General features: G+C 39.8%; 21 protein-coding genes. 15 read left to right on the top strand and 6 right to left on the bottom strand.

What is annotated here, in order from left to right:
• Positions 1–5 precede the first annotated feature (5 nt).
• The gene (locus AJGP001_RS02470) at positions 6–1,472 is read right to left on the bottom strand and encodes a SulP family inorganic anion transporter (RefSeq protein ID WP_058386416.1); all 1,467 of its coding nucleotides are present in this window, start codon (positions 1,470–1,472) and stop codon (positions 6–8) included.
• Positions 1,473–1,793: 321 nt separating this feature from the next.
• Between AJGP001_RS02470 and AJGP001_RS02475 the strand changes: the two genes are divergently transcribed.
• The 3 genes from AJGP001_RS02475 to AJGP001_RS02485 are packed head-to-tail and all read left to right on the top strand — an operon-like array spanning position 1,794 to position 5,352.
• Positions 1,794–2,150, top strand: coding sequence for an ArsR/SmtB family transcription factor (locus AJGP001_RS02475; RefSeq protein WP_058386415.1), 357 nt, complete (start codon positions 1,794–1,796; stop codon positions 2,148–2,150).
• Positions 2,143–4,212, top strand: a complete 2,070-nt coding sequence (locus tag AJGP001_RS02480) for a heavy metal translocating P-type ATPase (RefSeq protein WP_071153520.1) — start codon at positions 2,143–2,145, stop codon at positions 4,210–4,212. Before AJGP001_RS02475 ends, AJGP001_RS02480 begins: the two co-directional genes overlap by 8 nt.
• A 21-nt stretch (positions 4,213–4,233) precedes the next feature.
• On the top strand, positions 4,234–5,352 hold the full coding sequence (locus AJGP001_RS02485; RefSeq protein ID WP_071153521.1) for a GNAT family N-acetyltransferase: 1,119 nt from the start codon (positions 4,234–4,236) through the stop codon (positions 5,350–5,352).
• Positions 5,353–5,489: 137 nt separating this feature from the next.
• On the opposite strand, the gene AJGP001_RS17320 is transcribed toward AJGP001_RS02485, so the two are convergent.
• A complete protein-coding gene (locus AJGP001_RS17320; protein WP_143039509.1) occupies positions 5,490–5,645 on the bottom strand; it encodes a lmo0937 family membrane protein in 156 nt (51 codons plus the stop codon).
• 172 nt (positions 5,646–5,817) lie between these two features.
• Here AJGP001_RS17320 and mntR point away from each other — a divergent pair, with 172 nt between their 5' ends.
• From mntR to AJGP001_RS02510, 5 genes are all read left to right on the top strand, one after another.
• The gene (mntR, locus tag AJGP001_RS02490) at positions 5,818–6,249 is read left to right on the top strand and encodes a transcriptional regulator MntR (RefSeq protein WP_058386412.1); all 432 of its coding nucleotides are present in this window, start codon (positions 5,818–5,820) and stop codon (positions 6,247–6,249) included.
• Positions 6,250–6,261: 12 nt separating this feature from the next.
• Complete coding sequence (locus AJGP001_RS02495) at positions 6,262–7,122, top strand: CvfB family protein (protein ID WP_058386411.1); 861 nt, start codon at positions 6,262–6,264, stop codon at positions 7,120–7,122.
• Positions 7,123–7,175: 53 nt separating this feature from the next.
• Entirely contained in the window at positions 7,176–8,063 is an 888-nt protein-coding gene (locus tag AJGP001_RS02500; RefSeq protein ID WP_058386410.1) for a DUF1002 domain-containing protein, read from the top strand.
• Between the two features lie 366 nt (positions 8,064–8,429).
• A complete protein-coding gene (locus tag AJGP001_RS02505; protein WP_071153524.1) occupies positions 8,430–8,711 on the top strand; it encodes a GNAT family N-acetyltransferase in 282 nt (93 codons plus the stop codon).
• Between the two features lie 389 nt (positions 8,712–9,100).
• Positions 9,101–9,658: a DUF4064 domain-containing protein gene (locus AJGP001_RS02510; protein WP_058386408.1), complete on the top strand. Its 558-nt coding sequence runs from the start codon at positions 9,101–9,103 to the stop codon at positions 9,656–9,658.
• Between the two features lie 81 nt (positions 9,659–9,739).
• Here the strand turns inward: AJGP001_RS02510 and AJGP001_RS02515 are convergent, their stop codons facing one another.
• Positions 9,740–10,231 carry a GNAT family N-acetyltransferase gene (locus tag AJGP001_RS02515; RefSeq protein WP_078080108.1) on the bottom strand — a complete coding sequence of 164 codons (492 nt, stop codon included), beginning with the start codon at positions 10,229–10,231 and terminating at the stop codon, positions 9,740–9,742.
• 97 nt (positions 10,232–10,328) lie between these two features.
• On the opposite strand from AJGP001_RS02515, the gene AJGP001_RS02520 reads away from it, so the two are divergent.
• Both AJGP001_RS02520 and AJGP001_RS02525 read left to right on the top strand, forming a co-directional pair.
• On the top strand, positions 10,329–10,775 hold the full coding sequence (locus AJGP001_RS02520; protein ID WP_058386406.1) for a GNAT family N-acetyltransferase: 447 nt from the start codon (positions 10,329–10,331) through the stop codon (positions 10,773–10,775).
• A 93-nt stretch (positions 10,776–10,868) separates the two neighbouring features.
• Positions 10,869–11,261 (top strand): hypothetical protein, encoded by a 393-nt coding sequence (locus tag AJGP001_RS02525; RefSeq protein ID WP_071153525.1) that lies wholly within the window; start codon positions 10,869–10,871, stop codon positions 11,259–11,261.
• Between the two features lie 152 nt (positions 11,262–11,413).
• Here the strand turns inward: AJGP001_RS02525 and AJGP001_RS02530 are convergent, their stop codons facing one another.
• Complete coding sequence (locus AJGP001_RS02530) at positions 11,414–12,541, bottom strand: MFS transporter (protein WP_078080109.1); 1,128 nt, start codon at positions 12,539–12,541, stop codon at positions 11,414–11,416.
• Positions 12,542–12,644: 103 nt separating this feature from the next.
• Here AJGP001_RS02530 and AJGP001_RS02535 point away from each other — a divergent pair, with 103 nt between their 5' ends.
• From AJGP001_RS02535 to AJGP001_RS02555, 5 genes are all read left to right on the top strand, one after another.
• Complete coding sequence (locus AJGP001_RS02535; protein WP_058386403.1) at positions 12,645–13,541, top strand: diacylglycerol/lipid kinase family protein; 897 nt, start codon at positions 12,645–12,647, stop codon at positions 13,539–13,541.
• A gap of 339 nt (positions 13,542–13,880) precedes the next feature.
• Positions 13,881–14,666, top strand: coding sequence for an AraC family transcriptional regulator (locus AJGP001_RS02540; protein ID WP_058386402.1), 786 nt, complete (start codon positions 13,881–13,883; stop codon positions 14,664–14,666).
• Positions 14,667–14,835: 169 nt separating this feature from the next.
• Entirely contained in the window at positions 14,836–15,615 is a 780-nt protein-coding gene (gene yidC, locus AJGP001_RS02545) for a membrane protein insertase YidC (protein ID WP_058386401.1), read from the top strand.
• A gap of 53 nt (positions 15,616–15,668) precedes the next feature.
• Positions 15,669–15,914, top strand: a complete 246-nt coding sequence (locus AJGP001_RS02550; protein ID WP_058386400.1) for a hypothetical protein — start codon at positions 15,669–15,671, stop codon at positions 15,912–15,914.
• Between the two features lie 400 nt (positions 15,915–16,314).
• Positions 16,315–17,112, top strand: coding sequence for a M15 family metallopeptidase (locus AJGP001_RS02555; RefSeq protein WP_071153526.1), 798 nt, complete (start codon positions 16,315–16,317; stop codon positions 17,110–17,112).
• An 86-nt stretch (positions 17,113–17,198) separates the two neighbouring features.
• Here the strand turns inward: AJGP001_RS02555 and cls are convergent, their stop codons facing one another.
• Together cls and AJGP001_RS02565 are read right to left on the bottom strand one after the other, a co-directional pair.
• Complete coding sequence (gene cls, locus AJGP001_RS02560) at positions 17,199–18,653, bottom strand: cardiolipin synthase (protein WP_058386398.1); 1,455 nt, start codon at positions 18,651–18,653, stop codon at positions 17,199–17,201.
• A gap of 153 nt (positions 18,654–18,806) precedes the next feature.
• The gene (locus AJGP001_RS02565) at positions 18,807–19,637 is read right to left on the bottom strand and encodes a squalene/phytoene synthase family protein (protein WP_078080110.1); all 831 of its coding nucleotides are present in this window, start codon (positions 19,635–19,637) and stop codon (positions 18,807–18,809) included.
• Positions 19,638–19,699: the final 62 nt, after the last annotated feature.

Consider the following 19,699-nt stretch of genomic DNA (forward strand, 5'->3'; position numbering starts at 1 on the left):
CCTCCTTATGATGTGCCTTTACTTGCAGTACTGAAGGTTGCTAGTTTGTCTACAAGCTTTTGACTTGAAGCATTTAACCCGACAATCTCAACAGACTGTCCTTGTGCTTGCAGTTTGTTCATGACCCGGTCGATTGCTCCAACGCCTGAGTCGTCCCATACCGTTGCATCTGAAAAGTCCAATACAACTTGTTCAGAAGCTTCAACTTTGTCGAATGCAGAAACAAAATCTTGTGAAGAAGCGAAAAATAATTGTCCATGTATGGTATATCTATTCGACACATTGGATTCTAATCCTTCTTTACGCACTTCGACCTTAGAAATTTTAGCGGCAAACAACATAGCGCTTAAAATAACACCGGCAAATACACCTTTTGATAAATCATGTGTATAAACAACAACTACAACTGTTAACAACATAACGATGGCATCAGCTTTTGGAGCTGTCGCTAAATACTTGAACGAACTCCAGTCAAAAGTACCGATGCAAACCATTACCATAATGCCAGCTAGAACAGGCATTGGAATTTGGACAACCCAATTGCCCAAAACGATAATGAGGAACATTAGGAAGGCCCCAGCAACAAAGCTTGACAATCGTCCACGTCCTCCAGACTGAACGTTAATGCCTGATTGTCCGATCATCGCACAACCTGCCATTCCACCGAAAAAGCCAGTAATAATGTTTGCAATGCCTTGTCCCCGCGCTTCTTGGTTTTTATCGGATCCAGTTTCTGTTGCATCATCAATAATCGACGCAGTTAATAAAGACTCGAGCAAACCGATAACGGAAAGTGCCAAGGCAGTTGGGAAAATAATTTGTAAAGTTTCGAAATTAAATGGTACGCTCGGGATAAAGAAGCTTGGCAATGTTTGTGAAATGGTACCAAGACTACCGACATTTTGCATATCGATTCCACTGTATATAACAACACCTGTCAAGACAAGAATTGCAATCAAAGGTGCTGGAATAGCTGTGAAAAAACGAGGCAAAATATAAACAATCGCCAACGTAACGCCAACAAAAACGTAAGTCAACGCATTAATGCCGAAAATAAACGGTACTTGTGCCATGAAAATCAAAATCGCTAACGAGTTGACAAAACCAATCATGACAGCCCGTGGGATAAATTTCATAAAACGGGCAACTTTTAAAAGACCAAAAATTAACTGCAACACACCCGTTAGCACGGTGGCGGCTAGTAAATAGTCCAGACCATGATCACGAACTAGCAAGACCATAGCGAGTGCCATAGCTCCCGTTGCTGCCGAAATCATACCTGGCCGTCCACCGACAAAAGCGATGATGACGGAAATTGAAAACGAAGCGTATAAACCAACCATCGGATCGACACCCGCGATGATTGAGAAAGCAATCGCTTCCGGAATAAGTGCAAGTGCGACAACAATTCCGGCCAAAACGTCTCCGCGGATATTGCCGAACCATTGTTCTTTATAAGATAGTGTATTCAAAAATGTTCACTTCCTTCTATTATAATTTTCCTTGATCCAGGCTGTTGAAAATCAACTGTTTCTATTAAAAGTCTTAGTGGGTTGACTCCATACCTCATCTTTTTTATGAAAACTAATGAGAAATCACTCATTGTCTAACAGCTTTAGAACGGGTAGCAACGTATTAGTTAGTGAATTTGTTCACTAACAGGCTATAAAACTGTATCACCTTTTTTTTAGTATGTAAATACAATTCATTCAAATGGACGTTTGACTGTCGCTGCTAGAGCGAATATACTGAAAGAAACAATCAAACATTTATTTGAATGAAAGAGGTGCCGTATGAAAGAATTGTGTGAAGTGACGAAGGTCCATCCAGAAGTTGTTGATCGTGTACAAGAAAGTATGACCGACCTGAGCGATGTAGCGAACTTATTTAAAGCGCTGGCGGATGAAACAAGACTGAGTATCGCATACGCCTTAACAATAGAAGAGGAAATGTGCGTCTGTGATATTGCAGCGGTCATTGGGTCCTCTACAGCAACAGCTTCCCATCATTTGCGTTACTTAAGAGAAAGAGCATTGGCGAAATCTGAGCGCAAAGGAAAACAAATTTACTATTCCTTGTCTGATGATCATGTTCGTCAATTGGTGACAATTGCTCACGAACACACGAAAGAAGGTGTGGAGATTGGTTAAAACCTATCGTTTGGAAAATTTATCGTGTACTAGCTGTGCAGCTAAATTTGAAAAAAACGTCTTGAATTTGCCTGAAATCAAAAATGTTAATTTGAATTTTGGTGCGTCTAAACTAACGATTGATGGGAATGTAACGATCGAAGCGCTTGAAAAAGCAGGTGCTTTCGATCATATCCGTGTCTATCCTGAAAAACAAAAGATCAAGCATGTTCCTTTCTACCAACGACGCCAGACGATAGAGACCGTTCTATCACTACTGCTATTGATCGCTGGAATTATCGTATCGTTTCAACTAGACGAAACGCATCCTTGGTCGATTGCGTTATTTGCGGGTTCTATGGCAATAGGTGGTTATCATATGTTTTGGACTGGGCTGAAAAATCTCAGTGGCTTCCAGTTCGATATGAAAACCTTAATGACGATTGCAATCATTGGTGCCGTCATTATTGGCGAATGGCGTGAAGGTGCTGTAGTGGTCTTTTTGTTCGCTGTCAGTGAAGCGTTAGAATCGTTCTCTATGAACAAAGCCCGTCAGTCGATTCGCAGCTTAATGGATTTAGCGCCAGCGCGTGCATTCATTCAACGCGGCGGCGAACTGATGGAGTTGGATACAGAAGATATTCGCATAGGAGACGTGCTAATTGTTAAACCGGGACAAAAGATCGCCATGGATGGAACTGTTCTACGCGGACAATCCGCCGTTAATCAGGCAGCGATTACAGGAGAGTCAATTCCTGCAGTCAAAACAGTCGGAGATGAAGTTTTTGCAGGCACGATGAATGAAGAAGGAGCACTTGAAGTCACGGTTACAAAACGTGTCGAAGATACTACCATCGCCAAAATCATTCATCTTGTCGAAGAAGCACAAGCTGAAAAAGCACCGACTCAGAAATTTATCGATCAGTTTGCAAAGTACTACACACCAGCAGTCATTGTCATCGCTTTTTTAGTCGCATTAGTTCCAGGATTTCTAACGGGTAACTGGGAAATTTGGGTGTATCAAGGATTAGCCGTACTTGTAGTAGGATGTCCGTGCGCATTGGTTGTCTCTACGCCCGTTGCGATAGTGACAGCTATCGGCAATGCTGCACGCCAAGGAGTACTCATTAAAGGCGGTATTCATTTAGAGGAAACCGGACGGATTAATGCCGTTGCTTTTGACAAAACGGGAACGTTAACGAAAGGATATCCTGAAGTGACGGATGTTTTAGTGCAAGACGCAATTGAACGACAAGAGTTGTTGAATCTTGCAGCATCCGTAGAAGCAATGTCGCAGCATCCCTTAGCTAGAGCTATCACAAAACAAGCAGCAAGCACATATCCTTCTGAAAACTTCAATTCCGTTACAGGTAAAGGTGCATATGCCACTGTTAATGAAACAGTTCTTTACGTCGGTAGTTTAAATTGGGCTGAAGAAAAAGGCTTACGTATTCCTGAAAAAGCGCGTAAACTGCAAGAGAGTGGAAAATCTGTGACAGCTGTATTTTCAGAAACGGTATTGCTCGGCATTATCGCGGTAGCCGACGCTATTCGTACAGAAAGCCCTTCGATTATCGAAAAACTAAAAGGAATGGGCATCAACCAAATTATCATGTTGACTGGAGATCATCCAGCAACAGCAACAGCCATTGCAGCAGAAATCGGCGTCACAGATGTCCGAGCAGGATTAATGCCAGAAGATAAATTATCAGCAATTAAAGAACTGCAAAAACAGTATAGGCGAGTAGCAATGGTCGGAGATGGCATTAACGATGCACCGGCTTTAGCGGCTTCAAGTATTGGTATTGCAATGGGCGGAGCAGGAACAGATGCCGCACTTGAAACAGCGGACATCGCATTGATGGCGGACGATTTGGAAAAACTTCCTTACACGATTCGACTCAGCCGAAAGACATTGCGTATAATAAAAGAAAACATCGTCTTTGCGTTAGGACTCAAGATTATTGCATTGCTGTTAATTATTCCAGGCTGGTTAACTTTATGGATTGCTATTTTTGCAGACATGGGTGCCACGCTATTGGTTATTTTGAATGCGTTACGTCTTGTGAAAGTTCAGAAGTGAGGTACGTTTGGAGGTTTTGTATTGAAGTTAACTGAGTGGACAATGGAAGAGCAGGAACAGCTAATTCATTTTATGACAACAAATTCGTGGCCTTTTCATGGTCATGAACATCCAGTCCGAGCTTTGATTGAGAAAACAATTGAAGAAGGCGGTTATAAGTCAGATCAAGTAACGACGTTTTGGATTGAAGACGAAGAAAACCAACAAGTCGGCTTAGTGAAAATATTTGATTTGCAAGACGACATTCCTCTTTTTGATTTGCGAATTGCGGATCCTTATCGTAACAAGGGCTATGGTCCAAAAGCATTAAAAATGATTGCAGATTTTGTTTTTTCATTATCAGAAAAGAAAATTCGTCTAGAAGGTAATACGCGCCACGATAATTTTGCGATGCGTAAAGCTTTTGAACGAACAGGCTTTGTCAAAGAAGCTCATTTGCGGCAAGCGTGGTTTTCTCCACGGGAAAACCGCTATTACGATGCAGTGACTTATGGCATGACCCGTGAAGACTGGCAGGCAGGAATTACCACGCCGGTCTTGTGGGACGATACCGTAATCGAGACGCAAGAATCACCTTTCAATCCGGTTCTACTCGCTTTTCCCGACGAGTTTGAGTCGGAGCGATTGCTCATACGGGCACCTAGAAGAGAAGATGCACAAGCTAGTTACGAAGCTGTTATGCATTCTCTAGAAGCATTCCGACCTTGGCTGCCATTTGCGCAACAAAAGCCCGACCTGGCACAAACCGAAGCGACGTTAATTGAAGCTGCCGCAGATTTTAAATTGCGTAAAGATTTGCGATTGCATTTTTTCTTGAAGGAAACTGGGCAATTTATTGGCTCTACGGGACTTCACCGGATTGACTGGGAAGTGCGGAAATTTGAAATTGGCTATTGGGTCGATAGCCGTTTTGAGGGGAAAGGGTTTGTTACAGAGGCAGTAGAGCGCATTACGCGATTTGCTTTTGAGGAACTGGGCGCTAATCGTGTCGAAATTCGCTGTGATCCTGACAATGTTCGCAGCCGTGCAGTAGCACACCGGTTAAATTTCGAGTTAGAAGGCATTTTGCGCAACGATACGATTTCCCGTGTAGGAAACAAACTTCGCGATACGTGTGTTTATGCTAAAATCCACCAATAAGCTTTAAAAAAGCAGGTAAGGAGAATGTTCTCTCCTCCTGCTTTTGCTATTAGACGAATAAACAAAAAAGAGTTGCCACCAAAAGTCAGGTAAGATGACTTTTGAGACAACTCTTTTGTTTGTGATAAATAAGGCAGTTATAAGCCCTTACGTCCGGTAATTAAGTTGATAACTAGAATAATTGCAGCAATAACTAAAAGAATGTGTATGAGTCCGCCACCAACTTGCATTAAGAATCCGATAAGCCATACTACAATAATAACTGCAAGAATAATCCAAAGAATACGTGCCATTTTTTTCACCTAACCTTTCTACTTAAATATTTATTATACTAAGTACTTACCCCTAAGATAATTGCCTTAAACCTTTCTGAAAAATGAATTGTTTTACGGTGAACTCAGTCCAGTTGTTTCAATGATGGCGGTATAGTAAACTGAACATAGCTACGTGAGGGAGGAAAGAATTTTGCCTACTCCAAGTATGGAAGACCACATTGAAATCATTTATTCTTTAATTGAGCAAAAAGGCTATGCGCGTGTATCGGATATCGCGGAGGCCTTATCCGTGTTACCTTCATCTGTAACTAAGATGGTACAGAAGCTGGATAAAGATGGCTACTTGATATACGAACGCTATAGAGGCCTTGTGTTAACGCCTAGAGGCCAGAAACTTGGCAAACGGTTATTGGAACGACATGGCTTGCTCGAGCAATTTCTCCAATTGATCGGTGTAGATGAAGAACGAATCTATGAAGATGTTGAAGGTATTGAACACCACTTGAGCTGGAATTCAATCGATCGGATTACCGATTTGGTCCAACTACTTGAAGAAAGCCCGGATTTTAGGGACAAACTGGAACAGTTAAAAAAAGAAGGAAAAGATAGTGAACAGAAATAGGAGGAGCTAATTATGGCGTTACACCCAGGATTAAAAGCATTACTACAAGTGAAAGATCGTTCGACATCGCAATGGATTTTATCAGATGGCTCAGGCGATGAAGTAATGATGAACGAATCAGAAATAGAAGAAGGCCAGGAAATTGGAGAAGAAATTGAAGTTTTTCTTTACCGCAATCGACAAGGTGGCGTTTCAGCAACTCCGATGATTCCGCATATTCTGCCAAGTGAGTATGGCTGGGCTAAAGTATTAAAAGTATCTCAGCGTGAAGGTGCAGTAGTGGATATTGGCACGACACGTGAAGTGTATTTGTTGCCTGCGGACCTTCCACAAATTTTGGAGTTGTGGCCAAAACAAGGTGATCATATTTTTATGACACTTCGAACAGATCGTCACGGTGATTTGTACGGACGTCTAGCAACCGAAGAAAAAGTACTAGAATTGATGCAACCAGCTCCGGAAACAGTTTTCAACCAAAACTTACAGGCACGTGCTTATCGATTATTGCCAGTCGGTACGTTTATGCTATCTGTACCTGATATGCACCGAATTTTCATCCATGAAACTGAACGTCAAGAAGAGCCGCGTTTAGGAGAAGAAAAAACAGTTCGTATTATTGGCGTAAAAGATGATGGAACATTGAATGGTTCTTTATTGCCGCGCAAACAAGAACGCTTACTGGACGATTCTGAACAAATTATGCGTTATCTAGAAGAGTCAGGCGGACAAATGCCATTTACCGACAAGTCTTCTCCAGACGAAATTCAAGAAATTTTCGGCATGAGCAAAGCTGCTTTTAAGCGTGCTATTGGTAAATTGTATAAAAATCGGCAGATCATCCAAGAAGAAGGATGGACTAAGTCAACTAAGTAAAGGAACCTTTTCAAGTTAATTTCGTATTAATTTGAAGAAAGGGGCAAGTTAACATGAAAAAAATAATGACTGTCATAGCATTACTGTTTACACTGTCTGTCGTATTGCCGTCATACAGTTCGGCAAATGTCGGCATTAACGAGAAATTCGGTCTGCCAATCGTCGTCTATGGAGGGAATTTATCAGCTGATGAAAAAGCATCTGTAGCTGACAGCCTAGATGTCGCAGAAGAAGTAGATGTAGAAGAAATTGAAGTGACCGGTGAAGATTTGATCAAGTACATTAAAGACGGAGATTCCCGTGCCAATATGTATTCATCTGCTAAAATTACTCGTAAAGATGAAGGCGCAGGATTAGTCATTAACATCGTGACACCAGAAAACATCACACAAGTGACTTCTGAAATGTATGGAAATGCTATGCTGACAGCGGGTATCGAAAACGCTACAGTAGAAGTTGCGGCACCAAAAGCGGTAACTGGCCATTCGGCACTTGTCGGAATCTACAAAGCCTATGAAGTAAATGGTGAAAAGTTGGATCCAGAACGGACAGACGTCGCCAATGATGAGTTAACTGTGGCAACTGAACTTGCAGATGGCGGGATAGAAGATGCTAAAGTCAGTGAGTTATTAACTGAAATCAAAAAACAAATTGCTGAAAAAAATCCTGCATCTCGCGAAGAAGTAGAACAAATTGTTGAAGAACAATTGAGCAAACTTCAAATTGAGTTGAGTCCGGAAGACCGTCAATTATTAGTAGATTTGATGGACCGCATTCGTCAATTGGATATTGACTTTTCAAAGTGGTCAACGCAATTGGAAGACTTGAGTAAGACGATTGAGGATAAGCTTACGACAATCGTTAATGACGAAGGCTTCTGGGAAAGTGTGAAATCTTTCTTTAAAAAAATAGCCGATACAGTTAGCGGTTGGATAAACTAATTTGAAGCAGGCATACTCTCCTTTCGAGAATGTGTCTGTTTTTTTGTTGAATCAAATGGTTTGCAGGAAATAAAAGTGAATGATAGGATAAGTTTGTTATCTTGAATTCGAGATAAGAACAATTTCATAAATCGGGGTATATGCCGTTAATTTGGGTTTCTAACGCAAGTGAAAAAAATCAAAGAATAGCTACTCTGTAAAGAAGAGCAAGCTATTTAGGTGTTTTTAACAGGAGATAAAGGTGTGCTTGGCGAAATACATATAAACAAACGTTCGTAACTTTCGATATTTTAGTAACAGAACATATTGAAATTGACGTGTTTTTATCTGTTGAAGAGGAATTAGTGAATAGGAGGAGACTGAAAAATGGATTTTAAATTGGTTGAATTAGGCAGTGATGAATTTGCTTACCGTCTGGAAGTAGAAGGCGTTATGAAAGCAGAAATTGCGTGGACGAAGTTAGCTGACGTGATGGTGATTGAACATACTTTTGTCGATGAATCAATGCGCAACAAAGGTCTGGCTAAAAAATTATTAGACCAGGCGGTGAACTTTGCTCGCGAAAATAATTTTAAAGTAGAGCCCGTTTGTTCTTATGCAGTAACTGCTTTTGATCGTTACAAAGAATACGACGATGTGAAAATATAAAAAATTATACCCTGTTCTATTAGCTATACCAACAAAAAAGGCATACAAAAAGCAATCCTCTTTCAAATGAGTGGATTGCTTTTTGTTAATAGTCTGCTATGTAGTTTTCCATTCATTACCTCCATTTAAATGCTGGTTATAAAAAGAACAATGGCTGTCAAAATTGATGCTCCACCAACTCCGTACATAAAATCTGCTTGACTAAAAATTAGATTTTTTTCCATTTTTTAGAACCCCTTTCAAATCTTTGTTATTAATAAAATACCCAGAAGAGAGCTGTTTAAACAGGTTTTATTAATTTAATTAAGGGAAAAGCATAAAGTAAGCAACTAAACTCTGCAATTATTACGTATACTAGCTTAAGAACTCAAAAGAAAGAGGTGAATCGCATGATTCAGAACACCGTGAATCGAGCGGGTGAAAAAGTATTGGGTATTATTGGAATTGTTTTTAACATTTTAGCAATGGCTTTAATCGGTTTTGCGATGGTCAGTTATTCGACTATGCCAGAGATGCGACAATTCATGGAAGAGGAAATGTTAGCAGATCCGACAATAACAAATCCAGAGGATGTACAGTTAATGCTAGATATGATGTCTTCAGGTTTTAATGTTGTGGGATGGGTAACGATTGCATTATTGGCGCTAAGTACAATTTTGGCGATTGTGGCGCTAATCAATCTTCGTAAAAAAGGGAAAGCATCGATTGCTGGCGTATTCTTTATTATTGCAGGATTGTTTGCAGGATTGTTGTCATTAACGTCTATTCTGTTTTACATCGCTGCCATTATGTGTTTTGTCCGAAAACCTCGGATAGAGTCAAATCAGAATTTACGTGGTGATGATTTTAAATACCAAGAAGATCAGTTGCACCGCAAAGAAGATTCATTACGTAACGACGATACAAAAATACGTAATGATGATGACACCCCTTACCGTCCGCTATAGGAGTGTTCCACAAATAAAAAAGACGTTCAGGCTGAAATCGCCTGAACGTCTTTTTTATTGAATTTATAAAAACAGCCACCTCTACAAGGCGGCTGTTTTTAAGTAGTAAACGTATTTGGCAGTTTGCAAAGGATGTCCTTCGAATAATTCTTCGAATTCCTCCAAAAACTTAAAGCCGTTCGTTTCATAGAAGTTGCGACCCTTTGTATTTTCACTTTCAACGTAGACAAATAACTGATGGCCATTGGCAAGATGACTTAAGCCACTGTCAAATAATTGCTTACCGTAACCGGAACGTTGAAATTCTGGTTTCATGTAAATAGCGATTAGCTCAGCATCGCCATCCTCATCGACTTTCGTGAAGTTGGCAAAACCGACAGGCTGCCCTTCGTGTTCTGCCAGTAATAAAATGGTTCTTTTTAAACGCATCTCCATCATCGGAGTAGAATAGGATTTATCGAGAAAACTTTCTTGAACAGTAGAGGGAATGATTCCTGCATACGTATCATTCCAACTCACTTTGGCGATCTCTTGAACAGATGAGATATCTGCAGATGTACCGGTACGAATCATGTAATCACCTCTGAAATTCTTTCTGCAATCATATCAAAAATAAAGGTGAATAGCCACTAATGTGGAATAATAGAAGTAAAGGGGTGACTATTAAGATATGGATTTTAAAATCTATCAGTTTGATGATTTATCAGCACGCACATTATATGATGTGCTAAAGTTGCGAGTTGATGTATTTGTAGTTGAACAAAACTGTCCTTATCCAGAAATAGATGGTTTGGACCAGCAAGCTATTCATTTACTTTACAGTGAAAATGACGCGATATTGGCCTATGCGCGATTAGTTCCGGCTGGTCTCAAGTATGAGTTTCCGTCAATTGGTCGAGTTATCGTTCACAAAGAGGCAAGAGGACGCGGGTTAGCCAAACAATTGATCGAGAAGAGCATCGACTATATTTCGGAACAATGGCAGGCGCAGGCAATTCAATTGCAAGGACAAGTATACTTGCAAGAGTTTTATCAATCTTTTGGATTCCAGCCTACTTCAGAAAGCTATGATGAAGATGGAATTCCGCACGTTGACATGAAGTGGACGCGTAATTAACTGTAATACTTTTGACATCTAATTTAGGATTAGCTTTGTGAAAAGCGGGGTAAATAGTAAGTAATGAAAAAAACGGATAAAGGAGTGCTGTAAATGGCAAGAGGAAGAGGTCTCTTATTAGCAGGTTTAGCTGCTGGAGCATATGCATATTTTAAAAATCCTGAAAATCGTGAAAAAGCCACTAAGGCTTTTAATGATACGAAAGTGAAGGTGAATTCTTACATGGAATCACAAAATTTGAACAAAAACGATCATTCAACTGCAAATGATGATAATGTCTCAGACACTACAGAAGATCGAGAAGAAAAAATGGTTGCAGAAGGTGGAGCAGCCGCAAGCATCCAGTACTACAACGAACAACAACAAAAAAAGAAAGACAACGAAACTAGTGATGTGAAGTTGTCATCAAACGACGCTGGTAGCGAAAAGGCTGAAAACACGAAGTCAGCTACTCCAGAAACCAAAATTAATACAGATAATTTATAAAGATAAGAGGCTTTCACGTACGTTTCTGAAACCAAAATTAGTGGAGAAAACATACCTAATCTTCTCCAGCTGTTCTTGCAACAAAAAGACAAAAGGGCTGTCGTCAAAAGTCATGTTTCATGACTTTTTGGGACAGCCCCTTTTACTACCGATTATTTCTTTAAAGTCAGCACATTAAGTAAAGCAGAAGCAACTAATAAAGAGCCACTGACAATAAATCCTTGATTGGGATTGAGGGCTAAAGCCCCTGTAATACCAGAACCGACAACGACACCAGCGGAGAAAAAGGCGTAAAAGTAACCATAGGATCTTCCACGAGACGAAGTGCTGGTCGAATCGATTAAAATGGAATTGATGGACGGAAACAGCAAAGCAAATCCAAGTCCATAAAAACACATACCCACATAAAGCAACAGTTCGGTTGACACCAAACTTACAAAGAATAATGAAACTCCCATGATGGTAAATCCAGCGATTAACGTATAAATGGGTTTAACGATGTCAAAAATTCGGTTGGTTGGGAGCAGAAATACTAAGATTGCAGAAATTCCGAAGGTGCTCAACAACAAGCCGCTAAGTTGAGAATCGAATCCAAGGCTATCAACTTTAAGTGGCAACATATAAGCCAGCACACCTTGTGAGAACATCAGGAAAAAGGCACCTGAAAAAGAACGAATCAATCCGATATTTTTTAGAATATCTATCAAAGACGCAGAGTTTTTGATAGTTTTGTGTTTTGTTACGGCGGTTCGACGCAAGGCTAAAAAGGCCGCTACGCCAACAAGGAAAATCATCGTTCCGGTTAGAAGCATCGTTTCAGGAACATTGTTTCGACTTGTATAGACAGCGCCGTAAGCTGGCCCGACAATCGCAGCTAAACCGATAAAGGCGCCTGATATGGCTGCTCCTTTTCCACGCTTAGCTGTTTCTGTTCGATTGGCTAAGTACGTGAAGGCCGCGGGAACTACAAGTCCAGCTGCTAAGCCGTGCAGAAATCGCACGGCGAGTAAACTATAGGGCCCGCCAATTAAGGAGTAGGTGAATAATGTGGTACTTGTCGACAAGAGTCCAACGACTAAAATTGCAAATGGGCCTTTTCGATCGGAAAAAATGCCCGAAATAATATTTCCGAACGTATTCGATAACGAATACATACCAACTGCTAATCCGGCGATAAAAGGACTAGCGCCTAGAGATACCGCATACGTACTCATGATAGGTAGCTGGGCGAACAAGTCGAAGAAAGAAAAAAAGATAATCACATAAATGAAAATACGCAAGACGGTTCCTACTTTCCTTAACAATTACAGTTTTCAGAATTTGTCTGCCCAGACATAAGGCACATGACAACTATAAGTGTATTATACCATTGGAGGTCTGATGATGAAAAAAGCAATGTTTATATTAAATCCATCTTCCGGAAAAGAACAAGCTTCTGAATACCGCGACCAAGTTGAAAAGACACTCGTCTCAATGGGATACGAAGTAGATACAAGAGAAACTAAAAAAGCAAAAGATGCTACCCATTTTGCAGCAGAAGCCTGTGAGAAAGAATACGATTTCATCGTGGCGATGGGCGGAGATGGTACGATTAACGAGGCGGTATCAGGAATAGCTGAACAGTCTCATGAGCCACTTTTTTCGCTGATTCCACTTGGTACGGTCAACGATTTTGCGCGAGCTTTGGGAATTTCCTTGGACCCACCGTCCGCTATTGAAGCGCTTAAAACGGGTTACGAAAAGCGTGTAGATATTGCTAAAGTCGGAGAACAGTTCTTTATGAATATACTGGCAATTGGTGCCATTGCCGAGTCCACTTATGATATCGATCCAGCAAAAAAAACCAAATTGGGGGCGTTGGCCTATTTTATTGAAGGGGTAAAGGCCATTGCGGCTGACTCAGAAACCTATTTCGAAGTTGAACATGATAATGGGCTATGGTCTGGAGAAGCGAAATTAGTGCTCGTCGCTTTAACGAATTCAGTAGGTGGATTTGAAAAACTAGCGCCTGACGCCTTAACAGATGATGGTCTACTGCATCTATATATTGTGAAAAATGCTGCTTTGCCAGCTTTTGTCCGCATTGCAACTTCAGTACTTAGAGGAAAGTTAGAAGAAGATCCAGCAGTAGAAGTCATTCATACAACAAAAGTATCGATTAAAACAAATGAACCGTTATCTAGTAATATTGATGGAGATGAAGGCTGCGCAACTCCATTTATCATTGAAGTATTACCGCGCCATATCCGTGCGTTAATTCCACCAAACGAGGATGAATAACAGCGGAATTTGTATTCTGCTAGTTAAAATGTAATGGCACAACAGATATGACGACCACACAGGAATTTACAGTAAGTCTGATTTCTATAGATTACTCTGGATTCCTGTTAAAATTAAGTTTTGTGAGTAAAAATGAAACTTATTAAGAGTAAAATCGTCTTATATAGTATAAAAATTGTATTAAAGCATTACTGAAGGCATAAGAGAAAGAATTCACATATAGAGCAAATTACATAAAAAAAATACAAAAATAGCAGCTTCACTCTATTATTTTAGTTTATTTCAGTATATAGTTGAGATAATGCCGCAAAAACTTGTACAAAGAAAGACGGGGAAACGATGAATATTATCACAGCACCATCCATTCAAGAAACTATTTCAAAGATCTTTATGAATGAAACAGAAAGTTTAAACCAAATTGATGGATTGGATAAATTTTTTGAGATTGAAACACAGCTAATGTATGAAATTCACCACCTTGAAAAAGAGCGTGCTAAAGAAACATTAAGAGAATTAATTGACATGCTTTCACTTCGTTCCGAAAAAGATATTATCCGATCGATCCGTAATTATTACATTATCCTGTCTTCTGTTATGGCACGAAAACTGTATGAAATGCGTGTGCCGCCTAAAAAAGCATTTGCATTTAACTCTGCTTGTGTGGAATTGGTCGACAAACATATGAATGATTCAGAGTTCATGTTCGTAGCTGATGAGTTAATTGAGTTTTTTGTATCCATTATCTCTGAGCGCAAACAGCCTTCTTTTGGCCATCAAACAGTCAACAAAGTTGTTATTTACATTAATGATGAAGTAGAACGCGATTTATCGGTTGAAGACATTGCCAAACACTTTAGTATTTCAACAAGCCATTTGTCACGTATATTTAGAGAACATGCGGGTATTACATTAGTTGAATATTTGAACGTTCGTCGTGTAGAAGAGTCTCAATACTATCTTCGTCACTCCGATAAAGGCATTTCAGAAATTTCTAAGCAGTTTCATTTTTGCAATCAAAGTTACTTCACGCGAATTTTTAAGAAGTACACGGAAGTTACACCAAAGCAATTTCGTGATAGCCAGCACATTCCATATTTCCGCTATACATTGCCAAATGCCAAGTAAGGAGAAGAAATTCTCCTTTTTTTCTTGCCATTAAAATGAATTTAGCAAATAGAATGCCGTAATTTTGTCACAAAAATTAAAAATTACACGCGTGTTCTGTTCATGGATTGAATTTTGTTGTGCTTATCGTTATACTTCAAGGTAGTTAAAAAAGGTGAAGGTGACTAATTTGAAAAAGAAAATTACATTATTAATGATGATGGCGTTCGCTGTTGTTTTATTGAGTGGATGTTCGGCGGTAGAAAACAAAGAAGGTATGTTTTATACGGTTTTTGTTAAACCGTTTGACGTGTCGTTGAATTATTTGGGTGACTTGTTTGGTGGAAGTTACGGGTTGGCAATTGTTGTGATTACGGTTATCATTCGTTTAGTATTAATGCCGTTTATGCTGCGGACATACAAACGCCAGCAGGGAATGAAAGTGAAAATGGATGCTATGCGTCCTGAAATGGAAGACATTCAAAAGCGCTTGAAAGAAACGAAAGACAAGGAAGAACAGATGAAATTGCAACAGGAAATGATGGGGCTTTACAAAAAACACGAAGTAAACCCGTTAAACATGGGATGCTTGCCTGTCGTTATCCAAATGCCAATCATCATGGGTCTGTACTTTGCTATTCTGCATTCGCCGGATGTTCAAGCCCACGAATTCTTATGGTTTAGTCTAGGTTCGCCGGACGTTATTATGACTTTGATTGCCGGAGCGGTCTATTTCTTCCAGGCAAAAGTATCTTTATGGACTATGCCTGAACAACAACAAAAACAAATGAAATTGTTCGTCTACATTTCTCCAATTATGATTATGTTCATTTCATTCACATCGATGGCAGCTTTACCGGTATACTGGACAGTCGGCGGGATTCTCCTGATTATCCAAACCTTTATTGGTCGTAAGTTCTACTCGAATCATCCAGAAAAAGCACTGGAAGCAGTAGAAGAGAAAAAATAATAATAAAGAGAGCCGGCAACTATTGTCGGCTTTCTTTTTTGGGAGATACTTATATGAATATGAAACTTGTACAAGGAATAGCAATTGGACTTTTGAGTGTCACGGCATTGACTTTTCTCCTGTTCGGCTATTTAGAAGTAGCTGTGCTGTTCATGACTTTGCTCTTCGTTCTAACAAACAGCTTTCGCTATCGTCATATGAAAGCGCAAGGAATGCACCGGGAAGCTAAATGGATGCTTGGCATGTCCGTCGTGTTCGGCCTATTGTTCTTTGTCGTTCTAGGGACGATCTTATTATAAAAAAAGCACAATCTCACTAACGAGATTGTGCTTTTTTTGTATAATCATATTTTTCTTTCATGCGTTCTTCAAGTAGTGTATCTAATTGATTCATCAATGCCTGGATATCATGTTCTGATAGTTGATCCAATGCTTCCAGCTCCTTAAGTGTTTATAAATAGTTATTCGAAAAGAGATAAAAACTTAAGGGGGTCTTTTTGTTGATATTAATGAGGTCTTTTTTTGTCTAATAAATCCATTTGAAACTCAAGTAAAGTAAAGTTTTCAGAAGACATTGTCACATCTTCTGGAAGTAAATCGTTATTTTTAAAAAACAAAGAGAAAAAGCGACTTGTTAACGAAGAATTTCGTCAGTAAGAATGATAGAATAAAATAGAAATCGACAGAAGGAAGGCTTAGTATGAAATTTATCAATCGCGTAAATCAAAAAAATAAAAAGTTCTCTATCAAATGGGTGGTGATTGGTGTGTCAGCAATTATGGCTGCATTAGCGGCAGTATGGTTATATATGCACGACTTAGATGTCGAGCAAAGCATGAAAGCATTGACAGACGCTGTGTCGACGGAAGAGTCTGCTGTAGAAACACCGAAAGATGAAGTTGCAAAACCAACTGAACCTGAAAAACCTGAAGAAGCGCCAGATGCTACGGTTTATCCAGAAGACATTGAATTACCGAAAGCGCCAACCATTATTAACGGTGTGCTATTGGCAAACAAGCAGCATCCGTTACCCGAAACTTATGCACCTGGAGAAGTACCAGAAGCACGATCGGCTTTTGAGACAATGAAAGCAGCAGCGGCTGAAGCGGGTCTCAATCTGCACGGATTTAGTACATATCGTGATTTTGCGCGACAAAAGCAATTGTACGATAGCTATGTAGCGAAGGATGGTCAACAAGCAGCAGATCGATACAGTGCACGTCCCGGCTATTCGGAGCATCAAACAGGTCTGACGTTTGATATTGGAGAAGCTGGAAAAGAACAGCACTGGGCTTCGGCATCGTTTGGTGATACGGAAGGCGGCAAGTGGCTAGCGAGTAACGCACATCAGTATGGATTTATTCTGCGCTATCCAGAAGGCAGCGAACACATCACGGGCTATATGCATGAATCTTGGCATTTCCGATATGTGGGTAAAGACATTGCGACTGAAATCTATCAACAAGACATTACATTAGAAGAATATTTAGGAATTTAAGAAAGTAAAAAACGTCTCCTTTTTTCGGAGACGTTTTTTTATGAGCCAATTTAGATTCGTAAAAGTTATAAAAAGAATCACTTTTATCACAAAATAGGTGCTAACAGGCGGGCAATCGATTCTTTGGTTTTAATCATTCGTGTACGATCCAAATACATTTCATAAGTCAATTCAGTCGAGAGCTTCATATCACGATGGAAGAGTTCCGCAAGGTCAGTCGATATCTTTTCGTCGTAAATAAAAGCATTTACTTCAAAATTCAATTTAAAGCTTCGGACATCAATATTGGCGGTGCCAACAGTAGACGCCTTATTGTCTGTGACAATCATTTTTGTATGCAAAAAGCCATTATCGTAAGTGAAAACACGTGCGCCAGCTCTTAGCATTTGTCCAACATAAGAGTAAGTTGCCCAGTAAACAAATGGATGATCTGGTTTATTTGGAATCATAATGCGGACATCGATACCTGATAAAGCTGCGATGCGAATCGCATCGTAGAAAGTAGCATCGGGTATAAAATAAGGTGTTTGTACGTAAACATAATCTTTAGCCAAGTTGATTAACTTTACGTACCCGTCTTTTATCTGTTCCCAATCTTCGTCAGGACCACTAGAAACGATTTGCATAGACGTATTTCCTTGCGCTGGTTTAACAGGAAAGAAAAATTCATCGTATGCAATGTCATGATGTACAGATGCCTGATTCCAATCACGGATAAAGCGTGTTTGCAAAGGGTGCAGGGCACTGCCTTCAATACGCAAATGAGTGTCACGCCAGTACCCAAATTTTCGGCTTAATCCAATGTACTCATCGCCCACGTTAAAGCCACCGAGATATCCAACTTGGCCATCGATTACGACAATTTTTCGGTGATTGCGATAATTTAACCGCGGATTGATGATAGGTAAAATTGAAGGGAAGAAAGTTTCGACTTCTCCTCCAGCTGCTAATAATTCTTTGAAATGCCGTTTTCTTAAACTACGTGAACCCATATCGTCATAAAGTAAACGCACTTTCACGCCTTCTTTTGCTTTAGCAGTTAAAGCATCGACAATCCGAGTGCCTAGTTCATCTAATCTGAAAATGTAGTATTGGATATGAATATGATTTTTGGCAGTTGCGATGTCCTTGAGTAGTGAATCAAATTTTTCACGACCATCATTAAAAATTTGAACACTGTTGTCTTGAGTCAGCAAAGCACCATTATTTCTTAAATGTAAGTAAATTAAATCGGAATACTTTTTTGTGTTGGGATCTTTAAATTCAAACTCGTGATCGTGCAATTCGTTCATTTGATGAGCAATTAGGCTTTCGATACCGATTCGTTTGTTGCCTTCCCACTTGAAAAGTGTCTTTTTTCTCAAGCGTCTGCCCAAAAACAAATAAATGAAGAAACCAAAAATCGGAATAAAAAATAAGACCAGTAGCCAAGCCCATGTAGAAGAGGCATCTCGTCGTTCAAGAAATACGAGCGCTGCTGCAAGCATAATGTTTAATACAAAAATGGCTGCCGTGAGAACACTAATAATGGTTACTGTCATTGGAATTCTCCTAACTTTAAAAACTTGCACAAGTAAATGCAACAATTTTTTAATCCCTGTGTCTAAAAATACGCAATTAAAAGAAAAACAGGCTTTTCCATAGCCGCGGATTCAAAAAATCCAGCCTCTTTAGGAACAGCAGGCTGGAGCAGGCTAGCTTAAATGTTCTTCTTGTTTTAACTGTTCTACAATGCCTTCGACTTCCATCCGGCTCATCTTTTCTTTTCCGGACTTCAACGCTTTTAGCGTACTATGTGCTAAAGCTAACGGAACTTTGCAGAACATGAGAATTCGCTTGTTTTTTATGGGTTTGACATACTGGTCAGCTTTAGCCAAGTTATTTTTGGCGTAATTGAACATGTCTTCACGTGTCCAACCTTCCGGCACAAACGTCACACCTCGTTCGAAATCTTCATCGTAATTTCGCAACATGTTGACGGCCTGTAATCCTCGGCCAAAAGCGATAGCGTGATCTGGGTCTGTTATTGTTCCATCATGCCAGTACCAGATGTCTGAAAGCATTGTGCCAACGAGTCCAGCCACATAGTACGTATACTCATCTAAATCTTCTTTTGTTTTAATGACCCAATCTTTTTCTACCCATTTGGACATGCCACCAGCCATAATGGCTGTAGATTCCATTACTTTCCCTCGTATCTCCTCAGGACAAACACTAATCCAGTCAGCTAAACGCATAGTAACGGGAGGAAGAAAATTTTCATAGGGAGCAACAAGCTCCAAGTATTGGGACTCATTAAAATCTGTTTCCAGCATTTGTTGAATGGTGCTCAGTAACTGAATTTTAATCTGATCTTCTAGTTCGGGATGATCCTCAATTTCATCAATCGCGCGCATACAAAGGTAGGCTGAGCCAACAGTTTTCTTCAACGTAGGTTCTAAAAAGCTGATTGGGATGAAAAAGGTCCGGCTTGTTTCTTTTAGCATAGCCAAGGACTCTTTTTGTAAATTCGAAACTTTGCTCATCTCAATTTCCTCCTGTTGTGTGGTTTGACATTCACAGACTTTAAATATGGCAAACCTTCTGA

The sequence above is a fragment of the Planococcus faecalis genome, from assembly GCF_002009235.1.
Lineage (GTDB): Bacteria > Bacillota > Bacilli > Bacillales_A > Planococcaceae > Planococcus > Planococcus kocurii.

Bases quoted from the DNA above. Each gene is read 5' to 3' on its own strand.
- AJGP001_RS02475 (WP_058386415.1), top strand. From the start codon at position 1,794: ATGAAAGAATTGTGTGAAGTGACGAAGGTCCATCCAGAAGTTGTTGAT.
- AJGP001_RS17320 (WP_143039509.1), bottom strand. From the start codon at position 5,645: ATGGCACGTATTCTTTGGATTATTCTTGCAGTTATTATTGTAGTATGG.
- AJGP001_RS02495 (WP_058386411.1), top strand. From the start codon at position 6,262: ATGGCGTTACACCCAGGATTAAAAGCATTACTACAAGTGAAAGATCGT.
- AJGP001_RS02500 (WP_058386410.1), top strand. From the start codon at position 7,176: ATGAAAAAAATAATGACTGTCATAGCATTACTGTTTACACTGTCTGTC.
- AJGP001_RS02505 (WP_071153524.1), top strand. From the start codon at position 8,430: ATGGATTTTAAATTGGTTGAATTAGGCAGTGATGAATTTGCTTACCGT.
- AJGP001_RS02510 (WP_058386408.1), top strand. From the start codon at position 9,101: ATGATTCAGAACACCGTGAATCGAGCGGGTGAAAAAGTATTGGGTATT.
- AJGP001_RS02515 (WP_078080108.1), bottom strand. From the start codon at position 10,231: ATGATTCGTACCGGTACATCTGCAGATATCTCATCTGTTCAAGAGATC.
- AJGP001_RS02520 (WP_058386406.1), top strand. From the start codon at position 10,329: ATGGATTTTAAAATCTATCAGTTTGATGATTTATCAGCACGCACATTA.
- AJGP001_RS02525 (WP_071153525.1), top strand. From the start codon at position 10,869: ATGGCAAGAGGAAGAGGTCTCTTATTAGCAGGTTTAGCTGCTGGAGCA.
- AJGP001_RS02535 (WP_058386403.1), top strand. From the start codon at position 12,645: ATGAAAAAAGCAATGTTTATATTAAATCCATCTTCCGGAAAAGAACAA.
- AJGP001_RS02540 (WP_058386402.1), top strand. From the start codon at position 13,881: ATGAATATTATCACAGCACCATCCATTCAAGAAACTATTTCAAAGATC.
- AJGP001_RS02550 (WP_058386400.1), top strand. From the start codon at position 15,669: ATGAATATGAAACTTGTACAAGGAATAGCAATTGGACTTTTGAGTGTC.
- AJGP001_RS02555 (WP_071153526.1), top strand. From the start codon at position 16,315: ATGAAATTTATCAATCGCGTAAATCAAAAAAATAAAAAGTTCTCTATC.
- cls (WP_058386398.1), bottom strand. From the start codon at position 18,653: ATGACAGTAACCATTATTAGTGTTCTCACGGCAGCCATTTTTGTATTA.
- AJGP001_RS02565 (WP_078080110.1), bottom strand. From the start codon at position 19,637: ATGAGCAAAGTTTCGAATTTACAAAAAGAGTCCTTGGCTATGCTAAAA.